Origin of the sequence: Streptomyces sp. NPDC005863 (assembly GCF_042871345.1) — a bacterium.
GTDB lineage: Bacteria > Actinomycetota > Actinomycetes > Streptomycetales > Streptomycetaceae > Streptomyces.
This window is the reverse complement of the sequence record NZ_JBIAII010000005.1, coordinates 442,330-468,340: the sequence shown is the minus strand read 5'-3', so window position 1 is coordinate 468,340 and position 26,011 is coordinate 442,330. Positions and strand designations below refer to the sequence as shown.

Here is a 26,011-nt window from a genome sequence, read left to right as displayed (position 1 = left end):
GAGACCTAGGGGGATTTAGAGGGACGACGACTCCGCGGACGCCCGGGAACTCCTGAGCACCACGAGCCGCTGGGTCGCCCGGGTCATCGCGACATAGCGGTCGACGGCCCCCTCGATACCGTCGCCGAACGTCTCCGGGTCGACGAGGACGACGAGGTCGAACTCCAGCCCCTTCGACAGCTCCGGGGTCAGCGACCGCACCCGGGACATGGCCCGGAACGTGGGGTCGCCGATGACGCAGGCGACCCCTTCGGCGTGCTCGTCGAGCCACGCCGCGAGGATCGCGTCCCGATCCGCCACCGGCCCGTGGACGACGGGAACTCCGCTGCTGCGGATCGACGTCGGCACGTTCGCGTCGGGCAGCGCGGCCCGGATGACCGGCTCGGCCTCCGCCATGACCTCTTCCGGCGTACGGTAGTTGACGCCTAGCGAGGCCATCTCGATCCGGTCGAGCCCGACCCGCTTCAGCCGTTCCTCCCACGACTCGGCGAACCCGTGCCGCGCCTGCGCCCGGTCCCCGACGACGGTGAAGCTCCGCGACGGACACCGCAGCAGCAGCATCTGCCACTCCGCGTCGGTCAGTTCCTGCGCCTCGTCCACGACGACGTGCGCGAACGGCCCGGCGAGCCGGTCCGGGGCGGCGGTGGGCAGCGCGCTCTCGTCGATCAGGCTGTCCTGGAGGTCCTTGCCGCGCAGCATCCGTACCGCGCCCTCGCTGTCGTCACCCGCGGAGTTGAAGTCGGCGGCCGCGATGATGTCGTCGATGACCAGCGCCATGCGCGCACGCTCGGCGGCGACGGCGGCATCCTGACGGCGCTTGAGCCGCGCCGCCTCCGGATCGCCGAGCCGCTGCCGAGCCGCGTCCAGGAGCGGCAGATCGGAGACGGTCCAGGCCTGCGGCCCGGCCTTGCGCTGCAGCTTCGCCACCTCGTCGCGGTCGAGCCAGGGCGCGCACAGACGCAGATATGCGGGGACCGTCCACAGGTCGGACACGAGATCGGCCGCCTCCAGCAGCGGCCACGCGCGGTGGAGGGCGGTGACGAGCTCCCTGTCCTGACGCAGCGCCCGCAGGAACTGGTCCGGCGCGACACCGTCCTCGTCCTCGTCCATGCCCTGCTTGTCCATCAGGATCGTGGCGAGCTCCTCCCAGATCTGCTCACGCGCCTCGTTGTGCGGGGTCCCCGGGCTCGGCGCCCGGAACGCCTCGGTCCAGTCGTCGGTGCTCACCCTGACCTCGCACCACGGTGTCGTGACCGTCATGCTCTCGGCGGGCGCCTCCTCGTAGAACGCGACGGCCTTCTCGATCGCCCGCACCATGCCCGCCGACGACTTCAGACGGGCCACCTGCGGATCCCTCTCGGCCACCGCGGCGGCACCCTCGGCGACGAGATCCCGCAGCGTGCAGGTCTGGACGCCCTCCTCGCCGAGGCTGGGCAGGACGTCCGCCACGTACCCCAGGTAGGGCTCGTGCGGGCCGACGAAGAGCACCCCACCGCGCCGGTGCCCGAGGCGGGGATCGGAGTAGAGCAGGTAGGCGGAACGGTGCAGAGCCACCACCGTCTTGCCGGTGCCCGGACCGCCGTCCACCACGAGGGCGCCGCGCGAGCCCGCGCGGATGATGGCGTCCTGGTCGGCCTGGATGGTACCGAGCACGTCGCGCATCCGCGCCGAACGGTTGCTGCCCAGGCTCGCGATGAAGGCCGACTGGTCGTCCAGCGCGGCGTGGTGTTCGAGCCCGTCGACGGTGAACACCTCGTCCCAGTAGTCGCTGATCCGCCCGCCGGCCCAGCGGTATCTGCGGCGGCTCGCCAGCCCCATGGGGTGGGCGTGCGTCGCCGCGAAGAACGGCTCGGCGGCGGGGGAGCGCCAGTCGACGAGCAGCCGCCGGCCCTCGCTGTCGGTGAGGCCGAGGCGTCCGATGTAGAGGGGCTCGGCGTCGTCGGCACCGACGACGTGCCCGAGACACAGGTCGAGACCGAACCGGCGCAGGGCACGCAGCCGGCTGCTGACCCGGTGGATCTCCGAGTCCCGCTCCAGCGCCTCCCGGCCGATGCCGCCGGGCGCCCTGCGCAAGTCGTCGAGCCGTCCGGAGAGTTCGGCGACGGTCTGGTCGAGGCTCTCCGCGATGGCCGCGAAGTGCCGGTCGTCCGCGGCGATCAACGCCGGGTCGGCCTTGGCCGAGAGGTTGTCGGGAAGGTTGAAAGCACTGGTGGCCAGGGGATTCACGTCGTCACTCCGTTCCGAGGCCAGTGATTGTGCGGCAGAACGGGGGCCTTGCCGCAAGCCCCCCGGTGCGCTATAAGTTGAGAGTGGCAAGAGGTGGGCACTCCCTCTTGCCTTTTGTTTTGCGCCGTTCTGTACGGCTGATGTCGTGTCAGTCGTGTCCGGCGGTCGAGCATCGTCTCCCCCCGACTCCTGACTCCCGCCCCCTCGCGGCGGCTCCCTGAGGCTGAGGCCCCCTGCGGTCCCACTGAGGTCCCCCTGAGGCTCCTGATGGTCCTGAGTCGGTTGGACTCAAGACTTAGGTAAGGCTAGCCTTATCAATCTCGGTTCGTCGGGGCTGCGCCTCGGCGCCGAGCCACCCTCCGACCGCGGAACCGGAAAGGTACAGCCTTGATCACGGCTACGCCGCGCCCTGCCCAGCTGCCGCACGCACGCATCGCAAGGACACCGTCCGCCGCGTCGGAACCCTCGGCGCCATCAACCACTGCCTACGTGCCGACGCCTTCCGGTCCCCAGACGGCACCCTCCGTGCGCTCCGCCCGAGCGGAGGACGCCCCGGCCCTCGTGGCTCTGTCCCGCCCCTTCGTACGCTCTGGCGCGCTGCGCGAACGACCGGCCTCGTTGTACGCCGCCCAGTCCGCCGACTTCCTAGTGGCGGACGCCTCCGCCGACTCCCCGGACTCCCTGGCGGGCTGCGTGGGGCTGCGGTTGTACCCGGCGGGGCCGGGAGGATTGGAGGGCCCGGGGGAGGGCCCCGGACCTGTGGGCGTGCTGTACAACTTCTGCGTCGCCGGGCACCGCCAGGGTCGCGGTGTGGGAGCGGGGCTGCTGCGCGCCGTTCTGATGGTGGCACGCGCCCGTTCGCTGAGCGCGCTGTTCACGGCGACGACCGGTGGCGGCGACCTCTTCCTGCGGTACGGCTTCGCCCCCACGACCGCGCACAGGGCACCCACCGCTTGGGCGGCATCCCTCGACCCCCGGCGCAACGCACGGATCCTAACGATGAGTTTGTGAGGTGCGGCGCGAGGTGTGAGGTGCGGCGCGAGGTGTGAGGTGCGGCGCGAGGTGTGAGGTGCGGCGCGAGGTGTGAGGTCCGGGGGCACGGCCTGAAACGGCGCCCCGGCGTGCCCGTCCTCGGCACGCCTCCCCGGCGTGCCTATCCATGGCGGCCCCTGGCGCGCCCCCAGCGTCCCCCCTGACGTCACATCCGACTCCTCAGATCACATCTGCCCCCTCTCCACACACTCCCCAAACGGACTGGGCTGACTTCACGACGGCGCGGGCGCCATGGCGGTGTCGCCGAGCAGGACGACCTCGGGGGCACCGGAGGCACCTGGGGTCCCGGCGACACTGGGGGTCCCGGCGACACTGGGGGTTCCGGCGACACCAGAGGCACCGGGGTCCCCGGCGACACTGGAGGCCCCCGCGCCACCGGCGACACCGGAGGACCCGGCGACACCGGAGGCCCCAGAGACACCGGAGATCCCGACAGCCATACCGTCACCCCCGTCACCGGCAACAACCGTCGTGCCAGGACTCGTCTCCCCCAGAACCCCCCGCAACACCGCGTGCGCCACACGCCCGTCAAGTACGTGTGCCTTACGCACGCCCCCGCGGACGGCCCGCAGGCAGCCCTCCATCTTCGGCAACATCCCGCTCGCCAGACCCGGCAGCAGCCCCTCCAACTCGTCGGCCGTCAGGCGCCCGATCACCTCGGTGCTGCGCGGCCAGTCCGCGTACAGGCCCTCCACATCGGTCAGCATCACGACGCGCTCGGCGTCCAGGGCGACCGCCAAGGCCGACGCCGCGAGATCGGCGTTGACGTTGTAGACCTCGCCCTCCTCACCACGCGCCACCGGGGAGACCACGGGTATGTGCCCCTGCTCCAGCAGCGTGCGCACCATGCCCGGGTTCACGTCCACGACGTCGCCGACGAGGCCGATGTCCACCGGCCGGCCGTCCACCCAGGCCGGCCGCCGCACGGCCGTCATTGTGTGGGCGTCCTCGCCCGTCATCCCCACGGCGAACGGTCCGTGCGCGTTGATGTGACCGACCAACTCCCGCTGCACCCGGCCGGTCAGCACCATGCGGACGACCTCCATGGTCTCCGGCGTGGTCACCCGCAGGCCCGCCTCGAAGCGGCTCTCCAGGGCGAGTCGGTCGAGCATCGCGCTGATCTGCGGCCCGCCGCCGTGCACGACGACCGGTCGCAGCCCGGCGCGCCACAACTCCACGACATCGCGCGCGAACGTCCGCTGCAGGGTCGCGTCCACCATGGCGTGACCGCCGAACTTGACGACGACCACGCTGCCTCGCAGTTCCTCGGGCACCCCCGGAAGGTGGGGGAGAGCTCCGACGGCGGCCGGGTCCGCGTCCATGTCCGCGTGCATGTCTTCCCTTACTCCGTTCACGAGCTGTACGCGCTGTTCTCGTGGACGTACGCGGCGGTGAGATCGTTCGTCCAGATCGTCGCCGACGCCGTCCCGGAGCGCAGGTCGATGACCACCGTCACCTGACGCCCCGACAGGTCCACCAGGTCGCGGGACTCCCCGGCCGCACCGTCCCGGCACACGTGGATGCCGTTGATCGTCACGTCCAGGCGGTCGGGTTCGAAGGCGGCGTCAGTCGTGCCGATCGCCGACAGCACCCGGCCCCAGTTCGGGTCCTCGCCGTGCAGGGCGCACTTGAGGAGGTTGTTCCGGGCCACCGACCGGCCGACCTCGACGGCGTCCCGTTCCGAGGCCGCTCCGATCACGCGCACCTCGATCTCCTTCGACGCGCCTTCCGCGTCCGCTATGAGCATGCGCGCCAGGTCGTGGCAGACGTCGTGCACGGCCTGAGCGAAGGCTGCCGGGTCGGGCCGTATCCCCGAGGCGCCCGAAGCGAGCAGCAGCCCGGTGTCGTTGGTCGACATGCAGCCGTCGGAATCCACCCGGTCGAAGGTGGTGCGCACCGCTTCCCGCAGCGCGGAGTCGAGTTCGGGCGCACTCACGTCCGCGTCGGTGGTGAGCACCACCAGCATGGTCGCGAGGCCGGGCGCGAGCATGCCCGCACCCTTCGCCATGCCGCCCACGGCCCAGCCTGATCCTGACGCCACCGCCGTCTTGTGCACGGAATCGGTCGTCTTGATCGCCATGGCGGCGTCCTCGCCACCGTCGTCCGAGAGGCGGGCCGCGGCGGCGTCGATCCCCGCCGTCACCCGGTCCATGGGCAGCGGAACGCCGATGAGCCCGGTGGAGCACACCGCGACCCGATCCGCCTCGGCACCGACCGCCCGCGCCGTGCGCCCCGCCATCTCCCGGGCGTCGTCCTCGCCCGCAGGCCCGGTACAGGCGTTGGCGCCACCGGAGTTCAGGACGACAGCCGACAGCGCGCCGCCGGCCACCACGCGCCGGGACCAGCGCACGGGCGCGGCCTGCACGCGGTTCGAAGTGAACACGGCGGCCGCCGCGGTCGACGGCCCACGGTTCACCACCAATGCCAGATCCGGGTCCCCGGATCCCTTGATACCGGCGGAGACCCCGCTGGCGAGGAACCCCCGGGCAGCGGTCACGCTCACGGAGCCACTCCGTTCGTGGGCAGGCCCGTCCGTTCCGGCAGGCCGAGGGCGATGTTCATGCTCTGCACCGCGCCACCGGCGGTGCCCTTGGTCAGGTTGTCGATCGCGCTGACACAGACGAGCCGGTGGGCGGCGGCGTCGACGGTGACCTGTATCTGGGCGGTGTTGGACCCGAGGACGGCGGAGGTGGACGGCCAGGTGCCGGGCGGCAACAGGCGGACGAACGGCTCGTCGGCGTAGGCGGTCTCGTACGCGGCACGCACGTCGTCCTCCGCTGCGGCGACCGTCAGACCAGGGCGCAGACGCGCCGAGCAGGTGGCGAGGATGCCCCGAGGCATGGGGGCCAAGCTGGGCGTGAAGGAGACGGTCACGCGTTCGCCTGCGACCTGCGACAGATTCTGGGTCAGCTCCGGCGTGTGCCGGTGCCCGCCCCCGACCCCGTACGGCGCCATCGAGCCCATCACTTCGGCGCCGACCAGATGGGGTTTGGCCACCCGGCCCGCTCCCGACGTCCCGCTGGCGGCGACGACGACGGCCTCCGGCTCCACCAACTGCGCCAGGAAGGCCGGGAACAGGGCCAGCGTCACGGCTGTGGGGTAACAGCCGGGCACGGCGATCCGGCGACTGCCCTTCAACTCGTCTCGCGCGCCCGGGAGTTCGGGGAGTCCGTAAGGCCATGATCCGGCGTGCGGGGTGCCGTAGAACCGTTCCCAGTCGGCCGGCTCGCGCAGTCGGAAGTCCGCGCCGCAGTCCACGACGAGGGTGTCGTCCCCCAACTCCCGCGCGACCTCGGCGGACCGGCCGTGGGGCAGTGCGAGGAAGACGACGTCGTGACCGCGCAGCTGGTCCACCGATGTCTCGGCCAGAACCCGGTCCGCGAGGCGCGACAGATTCAGGTGCGGCTGTACGTCCCCGAGCCTGTGCCCGGCGCTGCTGTGCGCGGTCACCGCACCGATCTCGACCTCCGGGTGCGACGTCAGCAGCCGGAGGATCTCCCCGCCCGCATAGCCACTCGCCCCGGCCATCGCGGCCCGTACTGTCATGGTCCCCGTCTCTCGTGCGTGCCTGTCTCGCTGCGATGTTGACCTTAGCTTAGCCTAACCTAATTAACTGATCCGCTGGTGTGGCATGACCCTCCGTCACCTCCCGGGTTCGGTTGCGAGACATCAACTCTGCGCTCGAAGGGTGCGACCTGGCGAGTGGGTGCCATCCGCTGTGGATAACTCTTGGCGTGCCCCTGATCGGGGTTATCCACAGGGCCAACCGGAACTCGACGATCCGCGGGAGAGTCGGCGCATGACGAAGAACCACAGCGAAGCAACCGGCCCGATCGACCCCAACAACACCGCCCGCGCCACGGGTTCGTTCGACGCGCCGGTGGTCACCCTCCGCTCTCCGGCCGAACTGGCCGACGCCTTGCCGTATCTGCTCGGCTTCAAGCCCGAGGAGAGCATCGTGCTCATCGCCATGCACGGCGAGCACGGACGGTTCGGCGGCCGCGTGCGCCTCGGGGTCCCCGAGCGCGCGGAAGACTGGCCGTGTGTGGCGGAACAACTGGCCCAGTGCCTGGTGGTCGGCTGCGAGCGGAGGGGAGCGCGGCCGGACGGCGTCGTGGCCTTCCTCTGTCAGGAGCCGGTCGGCGAGGAGTCCGGCCGGCAGGTGAGGGAGCGCCTGCGCCCCCTGGCCCAGGAGTTGCGCATGGCGTGCGGTCGTCTTGACGTCCCGGTGATCGAGGTCGTGTGCATCTCGGAGGGCAGCCTCTGGACCTTCTGCTGCCCGGACACCCGGTGCTGCCCACCGGAAGGCATGCCCCTGCTCAGGCCCGGCACGTCGGTCCTGGCCGCGGCCGCGACCTATATGGGAATCCCGGCGGGCGTCACGCAGAGCGCTCTGCGGGGGCGGCTCGCGCCCTGGCAGACCGCCGCGTCGGCGGACCAGGAACGCGCACTCGACGCGGCCGCTCTCACCCTCATCCCTCGGATGCTGACGGACATGGACCTGAATGACGCGGGTCCGTGCGACGACAGCAGGGGAGGCGCCGGCACGGCCAGCGGCCGGAGCGCGAAGGAGCAGGGCGCCGACCATCACGGGCTCGTAGCGGCCGAGACGCTCGACCTGGCCCGCCGCATCATGACGCGCCTGGCCGCTGAACCCCCGCTCACGGACGCGCTCGAAGCGGATTGCAGGGACGACGAGTTGATCGCGCACGACGAAGCGGCCGCCCTGATCTTCGGCCTGCAGGACCGCACAACCCGTGACCGTGCGGCGGAGTGGATGGAGGGAGCCGCGGCGCGGCCCGCGCTCCGGCTCTGGAGGAGCCTGTCCCGACGCTGCGTCGGGGCGTACGCGGAACACGCGGCGGCACCCCTGTCCCTCGCCGGCTGGGTCGCCTGGTCCCTGGGCGACGTTGCGGAAGGCCAGGAGGCCCTGGACTTGGCGCTGCGCGCCGACCCCGGGTACGCCTTCGCGCTGCTCCTCAACCAGGCCTGCAACGAGGACCTGGACCCGGAGGCGATCCGCCGTTGCTTGCGCAGGGAGCGGGACAACCGCGAGAGCGATGAGGAGGGAGAGGTGCGCGGGGGAGAAGGAGAGGTAGAGGGCGCAACAGAAGGCCAGAAAGTGACCGCCGGCCAGGGCGACGCCGAGACCGAGGGAGGGGGCGAGGGTCAAGGAGCCTCAGGCTGTGCCGACGAGGCACCAGTCGACACCCCTCCGCGACGCCGCCGCCGACGTCTGCCGCGCCCGACCGGCAGCGGCGACGCACACCGCCCCCGCACGCCCGGCGGCTCCCGGGCGCCCAGCGGCCCAGCCTTCGGAGGCGCACGGGCCGCCGGCGCCTCGGGCACCGGACCGCGGAACCGCCGCCGCACCCTGCGGCGCAACACACGGGACGACCGATGAGCGGCTGGCTCCGATGGCCGGCCGGGTGGGCGGCGCGACTACGACAGGGGTCGGCGAGGTTGACGGGCCTGGTGAGCCTGATGCTTCTGGAGGTCCTGGTGAGGATGGCAGGCCGGGGCCATCCGGTCGGCTGCCCGCCGCGAGGGCGTGACTTGGAGCGGGGTCGGCCCGTTCACCTGTGTGGCGGTACCCGCCTCCGGGCCGCGCCGCCGCACATCCTCCGACTTCCCGTAGCGCAGACAACGCAGAAGAAGCTGCCCCATGTCTCTCCCCGCTCCGTCTTCCGTCTCCGACAGAGAGGGGCCCCGGCGGGCCGTGCAGGCCCGCCCGCCCCTGCCCGGCGGCCCGGCCCGGAATCCGACTCCGGCACCGTCCCGTCCCGTGGAACTCCCGCCCGCGCACACGGTGCTGACCTGCGTCGCGTTGCCCGCCCTTGCGATCTCGACGGATCAGGGGCAGTTGACCGGGCGGGGGCTGGAGGGGTTCTACCGCGCCGGGCGCCGGACCCTGTCGCGGTGTCAGGTGCGGGTGGCGGGACGCGAACCGGTGGCCGTACAGGCCCGCATGCTGTCGGCCGACAGCGCGCGGTTCGTTGCGACGCTGCGACTGCCGGCCGATCGTGGCCCCGACCCGGAGATCATCGTCGAACGGATCCGTCACGCGGACGGCACGGAGCGGATCACCCTGCACAGTGCGGCCGCGCGACCTCTCCGACTCCCCGTCGAGATCTCGCTCGGCACGGACCTGGCCGACGTGGGCGCGGTCGCTTCCGGCCGGGCCGGCCCCGAACTCCCGGCCAGCGTGCACGACTCCGGAATGCGGTGGTCCACCGCCACGACCCACTGTGTGGTGACGGCCGACCCCGCGCCCGACGACGCCATGGCCTCCGCGGGCCTGCTGCGCTGGGAGACGGATCTGCCGGCCGGCGCCTCATGGAGTGTCGAGCTGCGGGTACGGCCCGAGGGAGCCGGACCGGTGCGGGCGGCGGGGCACGGTGGGATGAGATCCGTCGCCGGAGCGCGGGCGGTCGGCGACGACCCACGGGTCCAGCCGCTCCTCGATCGATCCGTGGAGGATCTGCAGGCACTGTTGCTGCGCGACCCCGAACACCCGACCGACATGTACCCGGCCGCGGGGGCACCGTGGCGCTGTGGACTTGCCCCGGCCGAAGCGCTGGCCACGGCCCGTATGGCGCTGCCGCTGGGCACCCGGATCGCCGCGGGGACATTGCGCGCTCTCGCCCGCAGCCAGATCACCGGCCCCGGGCACCGCGCGGGCATGATTCCGGGGCCGTTGCGGGACGCGGGCCCCCACCTGCCCCCGGGTTGCACGGGCACCGAGGCGACGCTGCTCTTTCCGGTGCTCCTGGCGGAGGCCTGGCGCTGGGGAATGCCCGCACAGGAGGTCGAGGAGCTGCTGCCCGCGGCCCAGCGGTGTCTGCGGTGGCTGCAGGCAGCGGTCGACGACGGCGTGTTTCTGTCCGACGTTCTTCCAGTTGGCCGCCCGGGTGCTGGCCAGGCGGGTCACGCTCACCGCGACGGGCAGGGAGCGGCGGGCGGTCCCGGAGCCCGACGAGCCCGTCCCGGAGGGATCGCGCGGGGCGAGGTCCAGGCGCATGCGCACCGGGCCGCACTGCTCGGTGCCGATCTGCTCGACGCGCACGGCGGTGGCGACGCGGCTGGCCTGCGCGAGTGGGCGGCGCGGCTGCGGTCCGCGTTCCGGGAGGAGTTCTGGGTGGAGGACCGGGCCGGTGGCAGACCGGCCGCCGCCCGTCTGCCCGACGGACGGCCCGTGTCGCACCTCACCGGTGGCGCGGCCCACCTCCTGGACACCGGCCTGCTCGGGTCCGGCACGCTCGCCCCCGGTCTGCTCGACAAGGTCAGGACCGAGCAACTCGCCCGGCTGCTCGGCGGCCCCACCATGGACTCCGGCTGGGGGTTGCGCAGCCTGGGTGCGAAGGAGACCGCGTACAACCCGTTCGGACACCGGGGCGGGTCGGTCCGGGTGCAGGAGACGGCGGTCGCGATCACCGGTCTGGTGGCAGCCGGTTATGAGAAGGAGGCGAGCGCGCTGCTGCACGGCATGCTCTCCGCGGCCGAGTCCTTCGACCACCGGCTGCCCGAGATGTTCGCGGGAGAGCAGCGCACCGCGGGTGGGGCCCCGCTGCCGCACCCCGCCGCCTGCCGTCCGGCGGGGGCCGCCGCTGCCGCCGGGATCCACGTCCTTGTGGCGGTCGCCGGGATCCGGCCCGACGCGCCGGCCGGCACGGTCACGCTGCGCCCGGTCCGCGGCGCCCCGTTGGGGGAGCTGGAACTGCACGGCTTGAGTGTCGCGGACGCCCCGTTCTCCGTACGGGTGAGCCGGCTCGGTCTCGCCATGGTCGAGGAGGCGGCCGACGGGCTGCAGTTGGGGGTGTGACTCCGCCGCGCCACCGAGCGGAGGGGCAAGAGGTGCGGACAGCCGGTCCTGGTGACCCGGACCGGGAGGCAATGGGTGAAGGAGGTGTTTATCGTCAGGCAGACGACTATGATCGCGGCATGTCGCCCTACGACCCGTCGGCCTTCCCGCCCTTCGCAGTCACCGTCGACCTGGTCGTGCTGACCGTGCGCCGTCACGCGCTCTGCGCGCTGGCCGTGCGGCGTGGTGAACAGCCGTTCCAGGGTCGTTGGGCACTCCCCGGAGGCTTCGTACGGGCGGACGAGGACCTCTCGGCGGCGGCGGCGCGCGAACTGATCGAGGAGACGGGCCTGTGCGCCCACGACCCCGGCGCCCCGGCGCAGGCCAACGGAGCGCACCTCGAACAGCTCGCCACGTACGGCGACCCCAAGCGTGACCCGCGTATGCGCGTCGTCAGCGTCGCCCACCTCGCCCTGGCCCCAGACCTGCCCGCGCCCCGGCCCGGCGGCGACGCGCACAGCGCGCGCTGGGCGCCCGTCGAAGCCCTGCTCCACCAAGGGGGCTACGGCCGCGAGGACGAGCAGGCGGCACCGCTCGCCTTCGACCACGCCCAGATCCTCGCGGACGGCGTGGAGCGCGCCCGATCCAAGATCGAGTACTCCTCGCTGGCGACCGCCTTCTGCCCGCCGGAGTTCACCGTCGGCGAGCTGCGACGCGTGTACGAGGCGGTCTGGGGAGTCGTCCTCGACCCGCGCAACTTCCACCGCAAGGTCACCGGCACCCCGGGCTTCCTCGTGCCCACCGGGGGGACGACCACCCGTCAGGGCGGCCGCCCCGCGCAGCTCTTCCGAGCGGGCGGCGCGACGCTTCTTAACCCTCCGATGCTGCGCCCCGAAGTCTGACCCTCGAGCTCGCCAGGAACCGCTGAACCCGTAAACGGTCGTCGGCGGGCGGGTCGCCGCGCCCGCACCCTGACCGAAAAGCCGTAAATGTCGCGTTATCTTGCTGCAGTACCCACGGGGCTCGTCCGTCCCCGACCGGTGGACGGGCCCCGGCCGCCGAGCGGTCGCACATCCTGCGAGAGAAGCGATGATCCAGGCCATCGGACTGACCAGCAATCCCCGCGAGGAGCTCCCGCCCGCCGTGGACGACGTGTCCTTCGAGGCGCGCAACGGCCGTGTCACGGCGCTGCTCGGCGCCGACACCACCAGCACGACCACGGCGCTGCGGCTGATGCTCGAACTCGAACAGGGCCGTGGAATCACGTACTTCAGAGGCCGCCCGCTGCATCGCATCACCCATCCGTCGCGCGAGGTGGGCGTGCTCCTGGGGGAGGTCCCGGGGCATCCCGCACGTTCGGTCCGCGGCCATCTGCGCATGCTGTGCGCGGCCACCGGCGTGCCCGTCCAGCGCGCCGACGACGTCCTGGAGGTCGTCGGGCTCGTCAGCCTGCGGGATCAGCGTCTGGGCACCCTGTCGCGCGGCATGGACCGCCGCCTCGGGCTCGCCTGCGCGCTGCTCGCCGACCCGCACACGCTGGTCCTGGACGGACCGGGCGACGGCCTTTCGGCCCGTGAGGCCGCGTGGCTGCACGGGATCCTGCGCGCTCACGCGCACGAGGGCGGCACCGTCCTGTTCAGCACGGATGATCCGAAGGAAGCCGCCAAGGCTGCCGACCGCGTCGTCACGCTGGAAGAGGGACGGCTCGTAGCCGACCAGGGAGCCGCGGACTTCGCCCGTACCAGGCTCCGCCCCCGCGTCGCCGTCCGCAGTCCGCACGCCGCCCGCCTCGGCGCGCTGCTCGCCAAGGAGGCCCGCGCGAGCCGGCGCGCCATCGAGGTGGTGCGCGAGGACGGCAACAGGCTGTCCGTGTACGGAAGCTGCTGTGCCGACGTGGGGGAGACCGCGTACCGCCACGGCATCCTGGTCCATCAACTCGCCGACGAGGTCGGGGACGCGGGCCCGCTGCCGCCATCGGAACCCACGGCAGTCCTGCTCGACCGAGAGAAGCCGGACGAGCCCCGCCCGGCCGCCTCACTTGTCGTTGCCTCTTCCCCGGCTCCCGCTCTGGCCTCGATCATCGAGTCCGGTAATCCCGGCGCGGATGCCCCGGCCGCCTCGACCCCCCAGGCCCCACGCCAGGCCGAGGACTCCCTTCCGCTCGAAGTCGGCTCCACGCACTCCGAAGCGTCCTCCTCCGCCCCGCCGGCCCTGCCGGCCCCGCGAGGCGGGCTCTCCTCCCTGCCGCCGCCCATCACCGTCCGCCCCAGCCGGAGCCCCCTGCGCCCGTTGCGCTACGAGCTGCGCCGCCTCACGGGCGTCGGCACCGGCTACCTCACCCTGGGCCTCGTCCTCGCCGCCTCCGCCGTGCTCTGCGTCTTCCTCGCGCGGGCCGGACACACGCCGCAGCAGCGACTCCTCGCCGCCTGGCCCGAGGAACTCCCCCTGCCGCCCGCGGCACTCGGCGCCGGGCTGCTCGGCGCCCTCGCCTTCGGCGACGAGTTCCGCCACCCCGCACTCGCCACCGACCGGGGCACCGTGCCGCGCCGCCTCGGACTGCTCGGCGCCAAACTGCTCGTCGCCGCCGCCACCGCTCTGTTGCTGAGCACCCTCGCGTTGGTCTCCGATGCCGCGCTGCTCCACCTTGTATACGGAGAAGAGCTCACCAGAGTTCCCGCGGACTGGCTTGCGCAGGGCGCCAGTTGGGCCGCCCTGGTGACGGGGTGCGCCTGGGCCGGCGTGCTGGCCGCGGGCGTTTTCCGGTCCACGGCCGCGGGGCTCGCCGCCGTGCTCGCGGTGCCGATCCTCGTCGTACCACTCGTACAGAAGGCCGTTGAGGGACCGTCTGTGCGATCGGCGGCCGGGCTGCCGGGCCGACTCCGGGACCTCGCCCTGGTGCAGTGGCCGTTCGGTGCCGAGCGATATCTGGCCGTCGGGGTACGCATGATCGCCCAACCTGTGGGCAGTGCACTGATGTTGTCCCTGACCGCCCTGCTCTGCGCGTATCTGCTCACAGCAATGCGCACGCGCGTCCGTTGAGGTCCGTCCGCCGCCTTCCGTCTCCAGGGTGTGCGCAACTCCCCGGTTGACGTCCATTTCTTTCCGATAAGGCGTCAATTGCGGTGGGGTAAGCGATCACCCTTTCGTGTGCTTTTCACCAAAGACCTCAAGGGAGTTGAAGGCAGAGCCGACAACTGATCCGTGAGTACCCTTGCGCACACCATGATGACCACCGCCCGCTCCGCCGACTCCGGTCTCGCCGGCCCGGGTGACCTCGACCGATACCCCTACGCCGACTCCCCCGGCGGCGAGCGCGCCGCCGCGTCCATGTGGGACGGCGCCGACCAGGATTTGGGGCGTGTGGGACGCCGCGCCGCCGGGAACCGCGGCCGCGGGCTGCACGGCCAACTCGTCCAGCAACTGGGGCAGATGATCGTCTCCGGCGACCTCGGCGCCGACCGCCCGCTCGTCCCCGAGGAGATCGGCCAGCGCTTCGAGGTCTCCCGCACCGTCGTCCGCGAGTCGCTGCGCGTGCTCGAGGCCAAGGGCCTGGTCAGTGCCCGGCCCAACGTCGGCACGCGCGTGCGCCCCGTAAGCGACTGGAACCTCCTCGACCCGGACATCATCGAGTGGCGGGCCTTCGGTCCGCAGCGCGACGACCAGCGGCGCGAGCTCGGTGAGCTCCGATGGATGATCGAGCCGCTCGCCGCGCGCCTCGCCGCCGGGCACGGCCGCGAGGAGGTGCAGCAGCGCCTCGCCGACATGGTCGAGATCATGGGGCACGCGCTGGCCCAGGGAGACGTGATCACCTTCTCCCGCGCCGACGCGGAGTTCCACTCGCTGCTCATCCAGGTCGCGGGCAACCGCATGCTGGAGCACCTCTCCGGAATCGTCTCGGCCGCCCTCCAGGTCTCCGGCGGACCGACCACCGGCTGCGACCGCCCCACCGAGGCCTCCCTCGTGCACCACTCGCGCGTCGTCGACGCCCTCGCCGCAGGCGACGGAGCGGGCGCCGAAGCCGCCATGAGGCAGCTGCTCACCGTCCACCCCGAGGTCGAGCGCGTCGTGCCCGCCCCGCGCGAGCACTGACCGCGGCCCCGCCGACGCCGCGACCGTGCACGCGCCCCGCGGCAGCGCCGATCCGTCCGCGTACCTCGATCCGTACGCCGTGGACCGCTTCGCCGCCGCTCCCCGTGTCGCCGGACCCCCACGGGCTCCTCGAGAGCCCGGCGGGGTCCGGCGACACGACCGTGGGGGGTTTCTTCACGGGGCATCGGGGGATCATTCGTGCATGCGTATAGGACGCTTCTGACCGTATCTGCGTGCTTTTGAGCGCTTACGGGGTGTGACTCGGGCCACGTAGATTGGGCGTAACGCTCCAAGGAACAGCGCGATGACCTAAGAGGTGATAGCCGAGGAAGGAATACAGACGTCGTTCGCGACGCTGTGCAGCTCCCAGGCGACGCCCGCGCCGTCGGCACAATCCCCAGCCGCCGGTCGTCGGCTCCGGTCCACAATGGACGGGGCCGGAAGCCGTTTTCCAACGTTCCGAGAGGTTGTTCGTGTCGGCCAGCACATCCCGTACGCTCCCGCCGGAGATCGCCGAATCCGTCTCTGTCATGGCGCTCATCGAGCGGGGAAAGGCTGATGGGCAGATCGCCGGCGATGACGTGCGTCGTGCCTTCGAAGCTGACCAGATTCCGGCCACTCAGTGGAAGAACGTTCTGCGCAGCCTCAACCAGATCCTCGAGGAAGAGGGTGTGACGCTGATGGTCAGTGCCGCGGAGCCCAAGCGCCCCCGCAAGAGCGTCGCAGCGAAGAGTCCGGCCAAGCGCACCGCGACCAGGACGGTCGCGGCCAAGGCCGCCACGGCGAAGCCCACCGCCACCGCCGCCACTGAGGCGCCGACCGCGGACGGCGTCGCCGAGGACGCGCCCGCGAAGAAGGTCGCTGCCAAGAAGACGACGGCCAAGAAGGCCGTCGCCAAGAAGACCACCGCCAAGAAGACGGCGGCCAAGAAGACCACCGCCAAGAAGGACGCCGACGAGCTCCTGGACGAGGAGACCACCGAGGAGGCACCCGCCGCCGCCAAGCCCGGCGAGGGCGAGCCGGCCGAGGAGGGCGCCCAGGGCTTCGTCCTGTCCGACGAGGACGAGGACGACGCGCCGGCCCAGCAGGTCGCCGCCGCCGGTGCCACCGCCGACCCGGTCAAGGACTACCTGAAGCAGATCGGCAAGGTCCCGCTGCTCAACGCCGAGCAGGAGGTCGAGCTCGCCAAGCGCATCGAGGCCGGTCTGTTCGCCGAGGACAAGCTGGCCAACGCCGACAAGCTCGCGCCGAAGCTCAAGCGTGAGCTGGAGATCATCGCCGAGGACGGGCGCCGCGCCAAGAACCACCTCCTGGAGGCCAACCTCCGCCTGGTGGTCTCCCTGGCCAAGCGCTACACCGGCCGCGGCATGCTCTTCCTGGACCTCATCCAGGAGGGCAACCTCGGTCTGATCCGCGCGGTCGAGAAGTTCGACTACACCAAGGGCTACAAGTTCTCCACGTACGCCACCTGGTGGATCCGTCAGGCGATCACCCGCGCCATGGCCGACCAGGCCCGCACCATCCGTATCCCGGTGCACATGGTCGAGGTCATCAACAAGCTCGCGCGCGTGCAGCGCCAGATGCTCCAGGACCTGGGCCGTGAGCCCACCCCGGAGGAGCTGGCCAAGGAACTCGACATGACCCCGGAGAAGGTCATCGAGGTCCAGAAGTACGGCCGTGAGCCGATCTCCCTCCACACCCCTCTGGGTGAGGACGGCGACAGCGAGTTCGGTGACCTCATCGAGGACTCCGAAGCGGTCGTGCCCGCTGACGCGGTCAGCTTCACGCTCCTCCAGGAGCAGCTGCACTCCGTCCTGGACACGCTGTCCGAGCGCGAGGCGGGCGTGGTCTCCATGCGCTTCGGCCTCACGGACGGCCAGCCCAAGACCCTCGACGAGATCGGCAAGGTCTACGGGGTGACGCGTGAGCGCATCCGTCAGATCGAGTCGAAGACGATGTCGAAGCTGCGCCACCCGTCGCGTTCGCAGGTCCTGCGCGACTACCTGGACTAGTCACGGGACCCGGCGCCGACACGCGGCCGGATCGCTCGTACGAAAGGCCCGAAGCCGGCGATACACGGCTTCGGGCCTTTCGCGTGCGCGGGTGCGCGGTGGGCGATACTGAATCACTCTGGGTACTCGATGGCAACCCAGAGTGAGGAGATCGCATGCGTCGTTCCTTCGCCCGAGTGTGGACGGGGGCCCTGGCCCTTGCGGCCGGTGCCGCCGTCCTTCCGTTGGCTTCCCCGCTGCCCGCCGCCGCCGACAGCGTGGTGGTCGGGGGCCACCCGGTGGACGTGTCCGCCAGTCCATGGGTGGTGGCGCTCTCCAGCCGTGCCCGGTTCGGGAATGCCCGCGCGGGACAGTACTGCGGTGGGGTGGTCGTCGGGCGCTCCACGGTCCTGACTGCGGCCCACTGCGTGAGCAAGGACGTACTCGGCGTGTCCATGGGGCAGGTGTCGGACCTGAAGGTCATCGCCGGCCGCGCGGACCTGCGTACGACGGAGGGCTCCGAGACCAAGGTCAGCGACGTCTGGGTCAACCCGGCGTACGACAGCTACACCAACTCCGGCGACGTCGCGGCACTCACCCTGGCCGAGCCGCTGTCCAAGGAGTACACGATCCCCATGGCGGGTGCGGGCGACTCGGCGTACGCACCGGGTACGGACGCCGCCGTGTACGGCTGGGGGGACACCTCGGGTACGGGTGACTACGCCAAGACGCTGCATTCGGCCCGTGTGGGAGTGCTGGCCGACTCGGTGTGCGAGAAGGCCTACCCGGGCAGTGCCGACGGGCGCTACATCGCGCGGACCATGGTCTGTGCCGGTGAGATGCAGGGCGGGCGGGACGCCTGTCAGGGGGACAGCGGCGGGCCGCTCGTCGCCCGGGGCAAGCTCATCGGCCTGGTGTCCTGGGGGAGCGGCTGTGGGCGCGCGGGGAGCCCTGGCGTCTACACACGGGTTTCGGGTGTGACCAAGGAGCTGCGCCACCGCCACTGAGGTCCGTACGTCCGGGCGGGCCGCGCCCGTCGGCCCAGGAGGGCTCCTGAAGGGCCTCAGAGGCCTCTGTGGCGCGAGACGAGAGCGGGCGACCGTCCCTGCCTGTCGGCTGGGACGACCGCCCGTTCACCGGCCTGGTGTGCCGGAGCTGGCTCGTCGTGGGTGCGAGGTGTCAGCGTTCCTCTTCGGTGGCGCTCTCGGGAACGGCGGTCAGGCGCTCCGTCTCGTCCTGTATCTCAGCGGCGATCTTCTTGAGTTCCGGCTCGAACTTGCGGCCGTGGTGGGCGCAGAAGAGCAGTTCACCGCCGCTCAACAGGACGACGCGCAGGTATGCCTGGGCGCCGCAGCGGTCGCAGCGATCAGCGGCCGTCAGGGGGCTCGCGGGGGTCAGAACAGTAGTCACGTCGCCTCTTCTCTAGCTCGACGAGCTGTCGTACCAGGGTCAACATCCAACCAGGCCGAAAACGTTCCCGCTCGTGGCTTTTCCTCGAAGTTTCTTTTTGAGGAGGTTGTCCGTTGCCGGTTGGCGGCGAATGTGCCGTATTGCGTCTCTTACGTGTCTTACGGTTTCGCGCTGTCTGTCAGGTCGGGGTCCGCCCGGCTGGCTTGCCGGGTTGTTCATGAGGACGTGCCCGGAGCCTAAATGGTTCATGCCTCAAAGGGAACGTGACGTGCGCTTCACTCCATCGAGGGATCGAACATGCATACGAGTGTGGACTAGTCTGAGTTGAGACGAGGGTGGCGTTACAACGGCTCTACCAGGCCTCGGTACCCTCTCACCGGTAACCGAAGCCGCGTCCTTACCCCAAAGGACCCCCTTTGAAATTCAGCGAGGAGCGAACCGCGTGACCGCCGATACGTCCGTGCCGTCGACAGCATTGCTGACAGGAGCAGACCGGGACGGTTCCAACTACACCGCGCGGCACCTGCTCGTCCTGGAGGGGCTCGAGGCGGTCCGCAAGCGCCCGGGCATGTACATCGGGTCGACGGACAGCCGCGGCCTGATGCACTGCCTCTGGGAGATCATCGACAACTCCGTCGACGAGGCCCTGGGCGGGTACTGCGACCACATCGAGGTCATCCTCCACGACGACGCGTCCGTGGAGGTCCGGGACAACGGCCGTGGCATCCCGGTCGACGTCGAGCCCAAGACCGGCCTCTCCGGGGTCGAGGTCGTCATGACCAAGCTGCACGCGGGCGGAAAGTTCGGCGGCGGCTCGTACGCGGCCTCCGGCGGTCTGCACGGCGTGGGCGCCTCCGTGGTGAACGCGCTCTCCGCGCGGCTCGACGTCGAGGTGGACCGCGCGGGACACACCCACGCGATCAGCTTCCGCCGCGGCGTTCCCGGCGCCTTCGCCAAGCCGGGGCCCGAGGCTCCCTTCGACTCCTCGGCCACTCTGAGCAAGGTCAAGAAGGTCCCCAAGAGCCGCTCCGGCACGCGCATCCGCTATTGGGCGGACCGCCAGATTTTCCTCAAGGACGCCAAGCTCTCGCTGGAGAACCTGCACCAGCGCGCCCGGCAGACCGCGTTCCTGGTGCCGGGCCTGACGATCGTCGTACGGGACGAGCTCGGTCTCGGCGACGGCGGCACGAAGGGCGAGGAATCCTTCCGCTTCGACGGAGGCATCAGCGAGTTCTGCGAGTACCTGGCGCAGGACAAGGCCGTCTGCGACGTTCTGCGCCTGTCGGGGCAGGGCACTTTCAAGGAGACGGTGCCGGTCCTGGACGACCACGGCCAGATGACGCCCACCGAGGTCACGCGTGAACTCGGCGTGGATGTGGCGCTGCGGTGGGGCACCGGTTACGACACGACGGTCAGGTCGTTCGTGAACATCATCGCCACCCCTAAGGGCGGCACCCATGTGAGCGGTTTCGAGCGCTCGCTGACCAAGACGATGAACGAGGTCATGCGCAGCCAGAAGGTGCTGCGGGTCGCCGAGGACGACATCGTCAAGGACGACGCCCTGGAAGGCCTGACCGCCGTGGTCACGGTCCGCCTCGCCGAGCCGCAGTTCGAGGGGCAGACGAAGGAGGTGCTCGGCACCTCCGCGGCCAACCGCATCGTGGCCAATGTCATCGCCAAGGAGCTCAAGGCGTTCCTGACGTCCACCAAGCGGGACGCGAAGGCGCAGGCCCGCGCGGTCATGGACAAGGCCGTCGCCGCAGCCCGCACCCGTATCGCGGCCCGCCAGCACAAGGACGCGCAGCGCCGCAAGACGGCTCTGGAGTCCTCGTCGCTGCCGGCGAAGCTGGCGGACTGCCGCAGCGACGACGTGGACCGCAGCGAGCTGTTCATCGTGGAGGGCGACTCCGCGCTGGGCACGGCCAAGCTGGCCCGCAACTCCGAGTTCCAGGCGCTGCTGCCGATCCGCGGCAAGATCCTCAACGTTCAGAAGGCGTCCGTGTCGGACATGCTGAAGAACGCCGAGTGCGGGGCCATCATCCAGGTCATAGGAGCGGGCTCGGGCCGGACCTTCGACATCGACGCGGCCCGCTACGGGAAGATCATCCTGCTCGTCGACGCCGACGTCGACGGCGCCCACATCCGGATCCTGTTGCTCACGTTGTTCCAGCGGTACATGCGGCCGATGGTGGAGGCGGGACGCGTGTTCGCCGCGGTCCCGCCGCTGCACCGGATCGAGCTGAGTCAGCCCAAGAAGGGCCAGGACAAGTACATCTACACCTACTCCGATCGTGAGCTGCGCGAGACGCTGCTGGAGCTGCAGCGCAAGAACGTGCGCTACAAGGACTCCATCCAGCGGTACAAGGGTCTGGGCGAGATGGACGCCGACCAGCTGGCCGAGACCACGATGGACCCAAAGTTCCGTACGCTGCGCCGGATCAACATCACCGATCTGGACTCGGCGGAGCAGGTCTTCGATCTGCTGATGGGCAACGACGTCGCCCCGCGCAAGGAGTTCATCACCAGCTCCGCGGCCACGCTGGACCGCTCGCGCATCGACGCCTGACACGGGCCCGAGCGCCTCGGGAGCCGTGCTCGAACATTCAGGAGCCGGGTGCTCCACCCACGGGTGGAGCACCCGGCTCCACCCGTGTTCCACCCCTGCTCCGATCCCATGACCTGGAGATTTCCGTAGCGTCGAAGCCGTCGATCCCTCTCGGATCGGCCTCGTCCCGCTCGTCGTACGGAGGCACACATGTCTGGGCTCACCAACGCGCTGGTGATCTGTGCGGTCGTGGTGCTGGTGGTCGTCCGCCAGTTCAAGGCCCAGCAGATCGGCACGGACCGGCGCTGGTGGCTCATACCGGCGGTGCTGGTCTTCATGGCCGTACGCGAGCCAGACCTGATCGACCCCCACCACCGCACGGCGTCGGTGACCCTGCTCGCCGCCGAACTGCTCGTCGCCCTGGCCATGGGAGCCGGCTGGGCGCGGACCTCCCATGTGTGGAGCGATCAGGACGGCACCGCGTGGTCCAAGGGCACCAGGGCCACCGCCATGGTCTGGGTCGTCGGCATCGCGCTGCGCGCCGGGCTGTACGGGATCGGCTCGTTGCTGCAGGTGCGCCAGGGCAGTGCCACGCTGATGCTGGCCCTCGCGGCCACCCTCCTGGTCCGCAGCGGCCTACTCCTCCTGCGCTCCGGGGCGGTGTCTGGGGTCGGGGCCGGCGTCGGGACCGGGGCCGAGCGGGCGACGTACGGTAGCGCGCACGCGGCGCGTGAGTCGGTGCGGAAGGGAGCCGTGTGAATCGGGACCGCTGGACGAGATGGCCCTCCCGGGAGGCGCTCACCTGGGCAGGCCTGAGCCTTGCCCGGCTCTGGTTCGTCAGGGTTCTGCGGGTCGTGATCCTTGGCAGCCTGCTGTGGAACGCCTTCCACGCGGACCGTGGCTGGCGCCTGATCGACGGAGTGGCGCTGGTCCTTGCCGTCGCCTGGGCGGGGTGGGCCTTCTTCCGCGTCTCCTACGCCCACCGGCTGTGGCCCTCCCTGGCGCTGATGACGCTGCTCATGGGGGCGGCATTCACCGCGCAAATCGCCGACTGGCGCCTGCTGGCCCTGGTGTTGTGGTGCGGGACGGCGGTCTCCGCCCTGGAGCGGCTGCCGCTCATAGCGGCGGGACCCTGCGTGCTGGCAGCGATGACCGGTTACGCCACGTACAACAACGACAGCTGGCTCATCACGGCGCTCACCGGCATCGGCCTGGTGCTCGCCGGGTACACCCTGCGCCTGGACGCGGAGGCACGGGGGAGCGCTCTGCGGCTGCTCACCCAGGAGCGGGCGGCGCGTGCCGCCGAGGCGGAGTCGGCCGCCCTCGCCGAGCGGGCCCGCATCGCCCGCGAGATCCACGACGTGCTCGCGCACAGCCTCTCCGCGCAACTCGTCCACCTGGAGGCGGCCCGGCTGCTGATCGAGAGCGACGCGACGAAGGACCAGATCCTGGACCGGGTGGTGGCCGCCCGCTCCATGGCGAGGGAAGGGCTCGCCGAGACGAGACAGGCGCTGTCCGCGCTGCGCGGGGAGATGACCCCGGTCGAGGACTTTCTGCGCGAGCTGGTCACGACGGACCGCGCGTCGGTCACCGTGACGGGGGACCGCCGCGCCCTGCCCGCCGAGGCGTCCCAGGCGGTGCGGAGGGTGGCGCAGGAGGCTCTGACCAACGTCCGCAAACATGCGCCGGGCGCGAAGATCCAGGTGTGTCTGCGCTACGGGGAGGGTGAAGTACGGCTGGACGTACGGGATTCAGGTGGGCGGTCGCCGGGGGAACTGGCCGCGTCCGGCGCCGGGTACGGTCTGCTCGGGATGCGGGAGCGCGCCGAGCTACTGGGCGGGTCCCTGGAGGCAGGACCGGGTGAGGAGGGCTTCGTGGTGACGCTGAGGGTGCCGGGATGACGGGTGAGGAGGGCGCCGCCGGGGTCGCGGGCGAGAGCCCGGTGGGGTCCGCCGCGGGCGGAGGAAGACCACCCGCGCGGGTGGTCGTGGTCGATGACCAGACCGTGGTGCGTGAGGGGATCGTGATGCTCTTGGGGCTGCTGCCTGGCATCGAGGTCGTGGGTGCGGGTGCCGACGGCGAGGAGGCCGTCCGCCTCGTCGCCGAACTCTCCCCGGACGTGGTCCTGATGGACCTGCGCATGCCCCGCTGCGACGGCGCGGAGGCCACGCGGCGCATCCGCGCCCAGTATCCCGGGACGCAGGTCGTCGTGCTCACCACTTATGCCGACGACGACTCGCTGTTCCCGGCGCTCAAGGCGGGGGCGCGCGGCTATCTGACCAAGGACGCCGGTGGGGACGAGATCGTCCGGGCCGTCGAGGACGTGCTGTCGGGCGACGCGGGGCTCTCCCCGCGGATCCAACGGCGCCTCCTCGAACGACTGTCGGAGCCGGAGGCCACCGCGGCCGCGGAGCCGCCCGACGGGCTCACCGTCCGCGAGACCGAAGTGCTCGTCCTGATCGCCGAGGGGATGTCGAACCACGAGATCGCCCGCTCACTGCACGTCTCCACCGCGACGGTGAAGACCCACATCAACAACCTCTTCGCGAAGGCGGGGCTCAAGGACCGGGCGCAGGCCGTTCGTTACGCCTACCGACACGGGCTCACCAAGCCGGAAGGGAGCCCGCGCACCTGACGTGGACGCACCTGACGTGGGCTGCACCTGACGTGGCTTCACCTGATGGGGTGAAGAGCGCGGGGAGAAGAGTCACGGGTCTCCCCGTTCTGCCCATCCTTGGGCACGCGGCCGAACACGGCTGCGGACTAAGGAGAGTTCGGTGGAGAAGCACGACGGGCCCGATGTGGTGCCGGGCCGGGCCGATGCCGACCGGAGCCGGTCTGGCGACCCGAGGGACCCCTGGTACGACGCGCTCGCCTCCGGCTGGGGAGAACTGGACGGTGCGGGGGCGCCCGCGACCGTGGTGCCGCCCCGCCCCGCGCCCCCGCAGCGGAGCACCGACCCTGCCGACATCTACCTGGCGGTGCAGCGCAGCGACGCCTTCCAGGAGGTGCGCAGCCGGTACCGGCGCTTCGTCGTCCCGGCCGTGGTCGTCTTCTCCGCCTGGTACATCGCGTACGTGGTGGCGGCGACGACGGCGCCGGGGCTGATGGCGCGGCCGGTCACCGGCGCTGTGAACGTGGCGATGCTGGCGGGGCTCGGACAGTTCCTGTCGACGTTCCTGCTGACGTGGGCGTACGCGCGGCATGCGCGGTTGCGGCGGGACAGGGCGGCGCTCGACCTGCGCTGGGCCGTGTTCGAGCAGAAGAGGGAGCAGGAGCGGATTCAGGGGGTGGAGCGCTGATGGGTGATCACCAGAACCTCGCCCTGCTGCTGTTCGGTGTGTTCGTGGCGGTCACGCTGGCGATCACCACCTGGGCGAGCCGCAACCGGCACGGCTCGGCGGAGGAGTTCTACGCGGGCGGCCGGCTCTTCTCTCCCATGGAGAACGGTTTCGCCATCGCCGGTGACTACATGTCGGCCGCATCCTTCCTCGGCATCTCCGGACTCATCGCGCTCTTCGGGTATGACGGGTTGCTCTACTCCGTGGGCTTCCTCGTCGCGTGGCTGGTCGTGCTGTTCCTGGTGGCCGAACTGGTGCGCAACTGCGGCAAGTTCACGCTCGGCGATGTCGTCGCCGCGCGGATGAGGGAGCGGCCGGTACGGATCGCGGCGGGAACTTCCTCGGTGACCGTGTCCGTTCTCTATCTGGTGGCGCAGATGGTGGGGGCGGGCTCACTGGTGGCGCTGCTGCTCGGCGGGACGAGCGGAGCGGCGCAGACCTGGACGGTGATCGGCGTCGGCGCGCTCATGGTGATCTATGTGTCGTTGGGAGGGATGCGGGCCACCACCTGGATCCAGATCGTCAAGGCGGTCCTGCTGATGGGCGGGGCGATCGTGCTGACCGTGCTCGTCCTGGTGCATTTCCACGGGGACTTCAATCAACTGCTGCGCACGGCCGCCGACCGCAGCGGTCACGGCGACCGGTTCCTCGCGCCCGGCCTGCGGTACGGCGGTGACTGGACCGCCCGGCTCGACTTCATCAGCCTGGGGATCGCGCTGGTGCTCGGCACCGCGGGGCTGCCGCACATCCTGTCGCGCTTCTACACGGTGCCGACCGCGCGGGCCGCACGCCGTTCGGTCATCTGGTCCATCGGCCTCATCGGCAGCTTCTATCTGATGACGATCGTGCTCGGCTTCGGGGCGGCCGCTCTCGTCGGCTCGGACGCGGTGCGCGGTTCGAACGCGGCCGGGAACACGGCGGTTCCCTTGCTCGCGCTCGATCTGGGCGGCGGTGCGAATTCCACGGGCGGAACGGTTCTGTTCGCGGTCGTCGCCGCCATCGCCTTCGCCACGATCCTCGCCGTGGTCGCCGGCATCACGCTCGCCTCCTCGGCGTCGGTGGCTCATGACCTGTACGCATCGCTGCGGCGCCGGAACGCCAAGCCGCGCAGCGAGGTGGCGGTGGCCCGTCTCGCCGCGGCAGGGATCGGCGTGGTCGCGATCGGTCTCGGCCTGCTGGCCCGCGACCTCAACGTGGCGTTCCTGGTGGGCCTCGCCTTCGCGGTCGCGGCCTCCGCCAACCTGCCGGTGCTGCTCTACTCCCTGTTCTGGCGGAACTTCACCACGCGGGGCGCGGTCTGGTCGGTGTACGGGGGGCTGTTGCCGGCGGTCGCGCTGGTGATCCTGTCGCCCGTGGTCTCCGGGGGCCCCGACTCGCTCTTCCCCGGCATGGACTTCCAGTACTTCCCCCTGGAGAACCCGGGCCTCGTCTCCATCCCGCTGGGGTTCCTCGCGGGCTGGCTCGGCACGGTGACCTCGCGCGAGGAGGCCGACGAGGTCAAGCACGCGGAGACGGAGGTGCGTTCGCTCACCGGGGCGGGGGCGGCGTAGCGAGC

At 71.1% G+C, this 26,011-nt stretch carries 18 protein-coding genes and 1 pseudogene; 14 read left to right on the top strand and 5 right to left on the bottom strand.

Annotation, left to right across the window (positions count from 1 at the left end):
- Positions 1 to 15: 15 nt before the first annotated feature.
- Entirely contained in the window at positions 16 to 2,226 is a 2,211-nt protein-coding gene (gene helR, locus ACFYO9_RS21130) for an RNA polymerase recycling motor ATPase HelR (RefSeq protein ID WP_358777119.1), read from the bottom strand.
- Between the two features lie 525 nt (positions 2,227 to 2,751).
- Here helR and ACFYO9_RS21125 point away from each other — a divergent pair.
- A complete protein-coding gene (locus ACFYO9_RS21125; protein ID WP_358777120.1) occupies positions 2,752 to 3,237 on the top strand; it encodes a GNAT family N-acetyltransferase in 486 nt (161 codons plus the stop codon).
- Between the two features lie 503 nt (positions 3,238 to 3,740).
- Here the strand turns inward: ACFYO9_RS21125 and argB are convergent.
- The 3 genes and pseudogenes from argB to argC form a co-directional block, all read right to left on the bottom strand.
- A pseudogene (gene argB, locus ACFYO9_RS21120) lies at positions 3,741 to 4,601 on the bottom strand (acetylglutamate kinase); the annotation flags it as partial.
- 29 nt (positions 4,602 to 4,630) lie between these two features.
- Positions 4,631 to 5,782, bottom strand: a complete 1,152-nt coding sequence (gene argJ / locus ACFYO9_RS21115) for a bifunctional glutamate N-acetyltransferase/amino-acid acetyltransferase ArgJ (RefSeq protein ID WP_358777121.1) — start codon at positions 5,780 to 5,782, stop codon at positions 4,631 to 4,633.
- Positions 5,779 to 6,825 carry an N-acetyl-gamma-glutamyl-phosphate reductase gene (argC, locus tag ACFYO9_RS21110; RefSeq protein WP_358777122.1) on the bottom strand — a complete coding sequence of 349 codons (1,047 nt, stop codon included), beginning with the start codon at positions 6,823 to 6,825 and terminating at the stop codon, positions 5,779 to 5,781. Before argC ends, argJ begins: the two co-directional genes overlap by 4 nt.
- Positions 6,826 to 7,078: 253 nt before the next feature.
- Here argC and ACFYO9_RS21105 point away from each other — a divergent pair, with 253 nt between their 5' ends.
- The 7 genes from ACFYO9_RS21105 (at position 7,079) to ACFYO9_RS21075 (ending at position 18,167) form a co-directional block, all read left to right on the top strand.
- Positions 7,079 to 8,683, top strand: coding sequence for a DUF4192 domain-containing protein (locus ACFYO9_RS21105; protein ID WP_358777123.1), 1,605 nt, complete (start codon positions 7,079 to 7,081; stop codon positions 8,681 to 8,683).
- Positions 8,684 to 9,064: 381 nt separating this feature from the next.
- A complete protein-coding gene (locus ACFYO9_RS21100) occupies positions 9,065 to 11,101 on the top strand; it encodes a glycogen debranching N-terminal domain-containing protein (protein ID WP_358777124.1) in 2,037 nt (678 codons plus the stop codon).
- Between the two features lie 119 nt (positions 11,102 to 11,220).
- Positions 11,221 to 11,982, top strand: a complete 762-nt coding sequence (locus ACFYO9_RS21095) for an NUDIX hydrolase (RefSeq protein WP_355804410.1) — start codon at positions 11,221 to 11,223, stop codon at positions 11,980 to 11,982.
- A 187-nt stretch (positions 11,983 to 12,169) separates the two neighbouring features.
- Positions 12,170 to 14,119 carry an ATP-binding cassette domain-containing protein gene (locus tag ACFYO9_RS21090; protein WP_358777125.1) on the top strand — a complete coding sequence of 650 codons (1,950 nt, stop codon included), beginning with the start codon at positions 12,170 to 12,172 and terminating at the stop codon, positions 14,117 to 14,119.
- Positions 14,120 to 14,281: 162 nt separating this feature from the next.
- Positions 14,282 to 15,169 carry an FCD domain-containing protein gene (locus tag ACFYO9_RS21085; RefSeq protein WP_355804414.1) on the top strand — a complete coding sequence of 296 codons (888 nt, stop codon included), beginning with the start codon at positions 14,282 to 14,284 and terminating at the stop codon, positions 15,167 to 15,169.
- Between the two features lie 467 nt (positions 15,170 to 15,636).
- Positions 15,637 to 17,181 carry an RNA polymerase sigma factor gene (locus ACFYO9_RS21080; protein ID WP_355804416.1) on the top strand — a complete coding sequence of 515 codons (1,545 nt, stop codon included), beginning with the start codon at positions 15,637 to 15,639 and terminating at the stop codon, positions 17,179 to 17,181.
- A gap of 155 nt (positions 17,182 to 17,336) precedes the next feature.
- Positions 17,337 to 18,167 (top strand): serine protease, encoded by an 831-nt coding sequence (locus tag ACFYO9_RS21075; protein ID WP_358777126.1) that lies wholly within the window; start codon positions 17,337 to 17,339, stop codon positions 18,165 to 18,167.
- 172 nt (positions 18,168 to 18,339) lie between these two features.
- Here ACFYO9_RS21075 and ACFYO9_RS21070 read toward each other — a convergent pair whose 3' ends face one another.
- Positions 18,340 to 18,570 (bottom strand): hypothetical protein, encoded by a 231-nt coding sequence (locus ACFYO9_RS21070; protein ID WP_055544920.1) that lies wholly within the window; start codon positions 18,568 to 18,570, stop codon positions 18,340 to 18,342.
- Positions 18,571 to 19,012: 442 nt separating this feature from the next.
- Here ACFYO9_RS21070 and ACFYO9_RS21065 point away from each other — a divergent pair, with 442 nt between their 5' ends.
- The 6 genes from ACFYO9_RS21065 to ACFYO9_RS21040 all read left to right on the top strand — a co-directional run bounded on the left by ACFYO9_RS21065 (position 19,013) and on the right by ACFYO9_RS21040 (position 26,006).
- The gene (locus ACFYO9_RS21065) at positions 19,013 to 21,136 is read left to right on the top strand and encodes a DNA topoisomerase IV subunit B (RefSeq protein ID WP_358777127.1); all 2,124 of its coding nucleotides are present in this window, start codon (positions 19,013 to 19,015) and stop codon (positions 21,134 to 21,136) included.
- Positions 21,137 to 21,325: 189 nt separating this feature from the next.
- On the top strand, positions 21,326 to 21,874 hold the full coding sequence (locus ACFYO9_RS21060) for a DUF1453 domain-containing protein (protein WP_358777128.1): 549 nt from the start codon (positions 21,326 to 21,328) through the stop codon (positions 21,872 to 21,874).
- A complete protein-coding gene (locus ACFYO9_RS21055; protein ID WP_358777129.1) occupies positions 21,871 to 23,016 on the top strand; it encodes a histidine kinase in 1,146 nt (381 codons plus the stop codon). Before ACFYO9_RS21060 ends, ACFYO9_RS21055 begins: the two co-directional genes overlap by 4 nt.
- Positions 23,013 to 23,750: a response regulator transcription factor gene (locus ACFYO9_RS21050; RefSeq protein ID WP_358777130.1), complete on the top strand. Its 738-nt coding sequence runs from the start codon at positions 23,013 to 23,015 to the stop codon at positions 23,748 to 23,750. Before ACFYO9_RS21055 ends, ACFYO9_RS21050 begins: the two co-directional genes overlap by 4 nt.
- A 142-nt stretch (positions 23,751 to 23,892) precedes the next feature.
- Positions 23,893 to 24,417: a DUF485 domain-containing protein gene (locus ACFYO9_RS21045; RefSeq protein ID WP_388666479.1), complete on the top strand. Its 525-nt coding sequence runs from the start codon at positions 23,893 to 23,895 to the stop codon at positions 24,415 to 24,417.
- Entirely contained in the window at positions 24,414 to 26,006 is a 1,593-nt protein-coding gene (locus ACFYO9_RS21040) for a cation acetate symporter (RefSeq protein ID WP_358777143.1), read from the top strand. Before ACFYO9_RS21045 ends, ACFYO9_RS21040 begins: the two co-directional genes overlap by 4 nt.
- The last annotated feature ends 5 nt before the right edge of the window (positions 26,007 to 26,011 follow it).

Excerpts from the sequence above, each read along its gene's own strand:
- argC (WP_358777122.1), bottom strand. The coding sequence starts at position 6,825 with ATGACAGTACGGGCCGCGATGGCCGGGGCGAGTGGCTATGCGGGCGGG.
- ACFYO9_RS21095 (WP_355804410.1), top strand. The coding sequence starts at position 11,221 with ATGTCGCCCTACGACCCGTCGGCCTTCCCGCCCTTCGCAGTCACCGTC.
- ACFYO9_RS21050 (WP_358777130.1), top strand. The coding sequence starts at position 23,013 with ATGACGGGTGAGGAGGGCGCCGCCGGGGTCGCGGGCGAGAGCCCGGTG.
- ACFYO9_RS21090 (WP_358777125.1), top strand. The coding sequence starts at position 12,170 with ATGATCCAGGCCATCGGACTGACCAGCAATCCCCGCGAGGAGCTCCCG.
- ACFYO9_RS21060 (WP_358777128.1), top strand. The coding sequence starts at position 21,326 with ATGTCTGGGCTCACCAACGCGCTGGTGATCTGTGCGGTCGTGGTGCTG.
- ACFYO9_RS21105 (WP_358777123.1), top strand. The coding sequence starts at position 7,079 with ATGACGAAGAACCACAGCGAAGCAACCGGCCCGATCGACCCCAACAAC.
- ACFYO9_RS21075 (WP_358777126.1), top strand. The coding sequence starts at position 17,337 with ATGCGTCGTTCCTTCGCCCGAGTGTGGACGGGGGCCCTGGCCCTTGCG.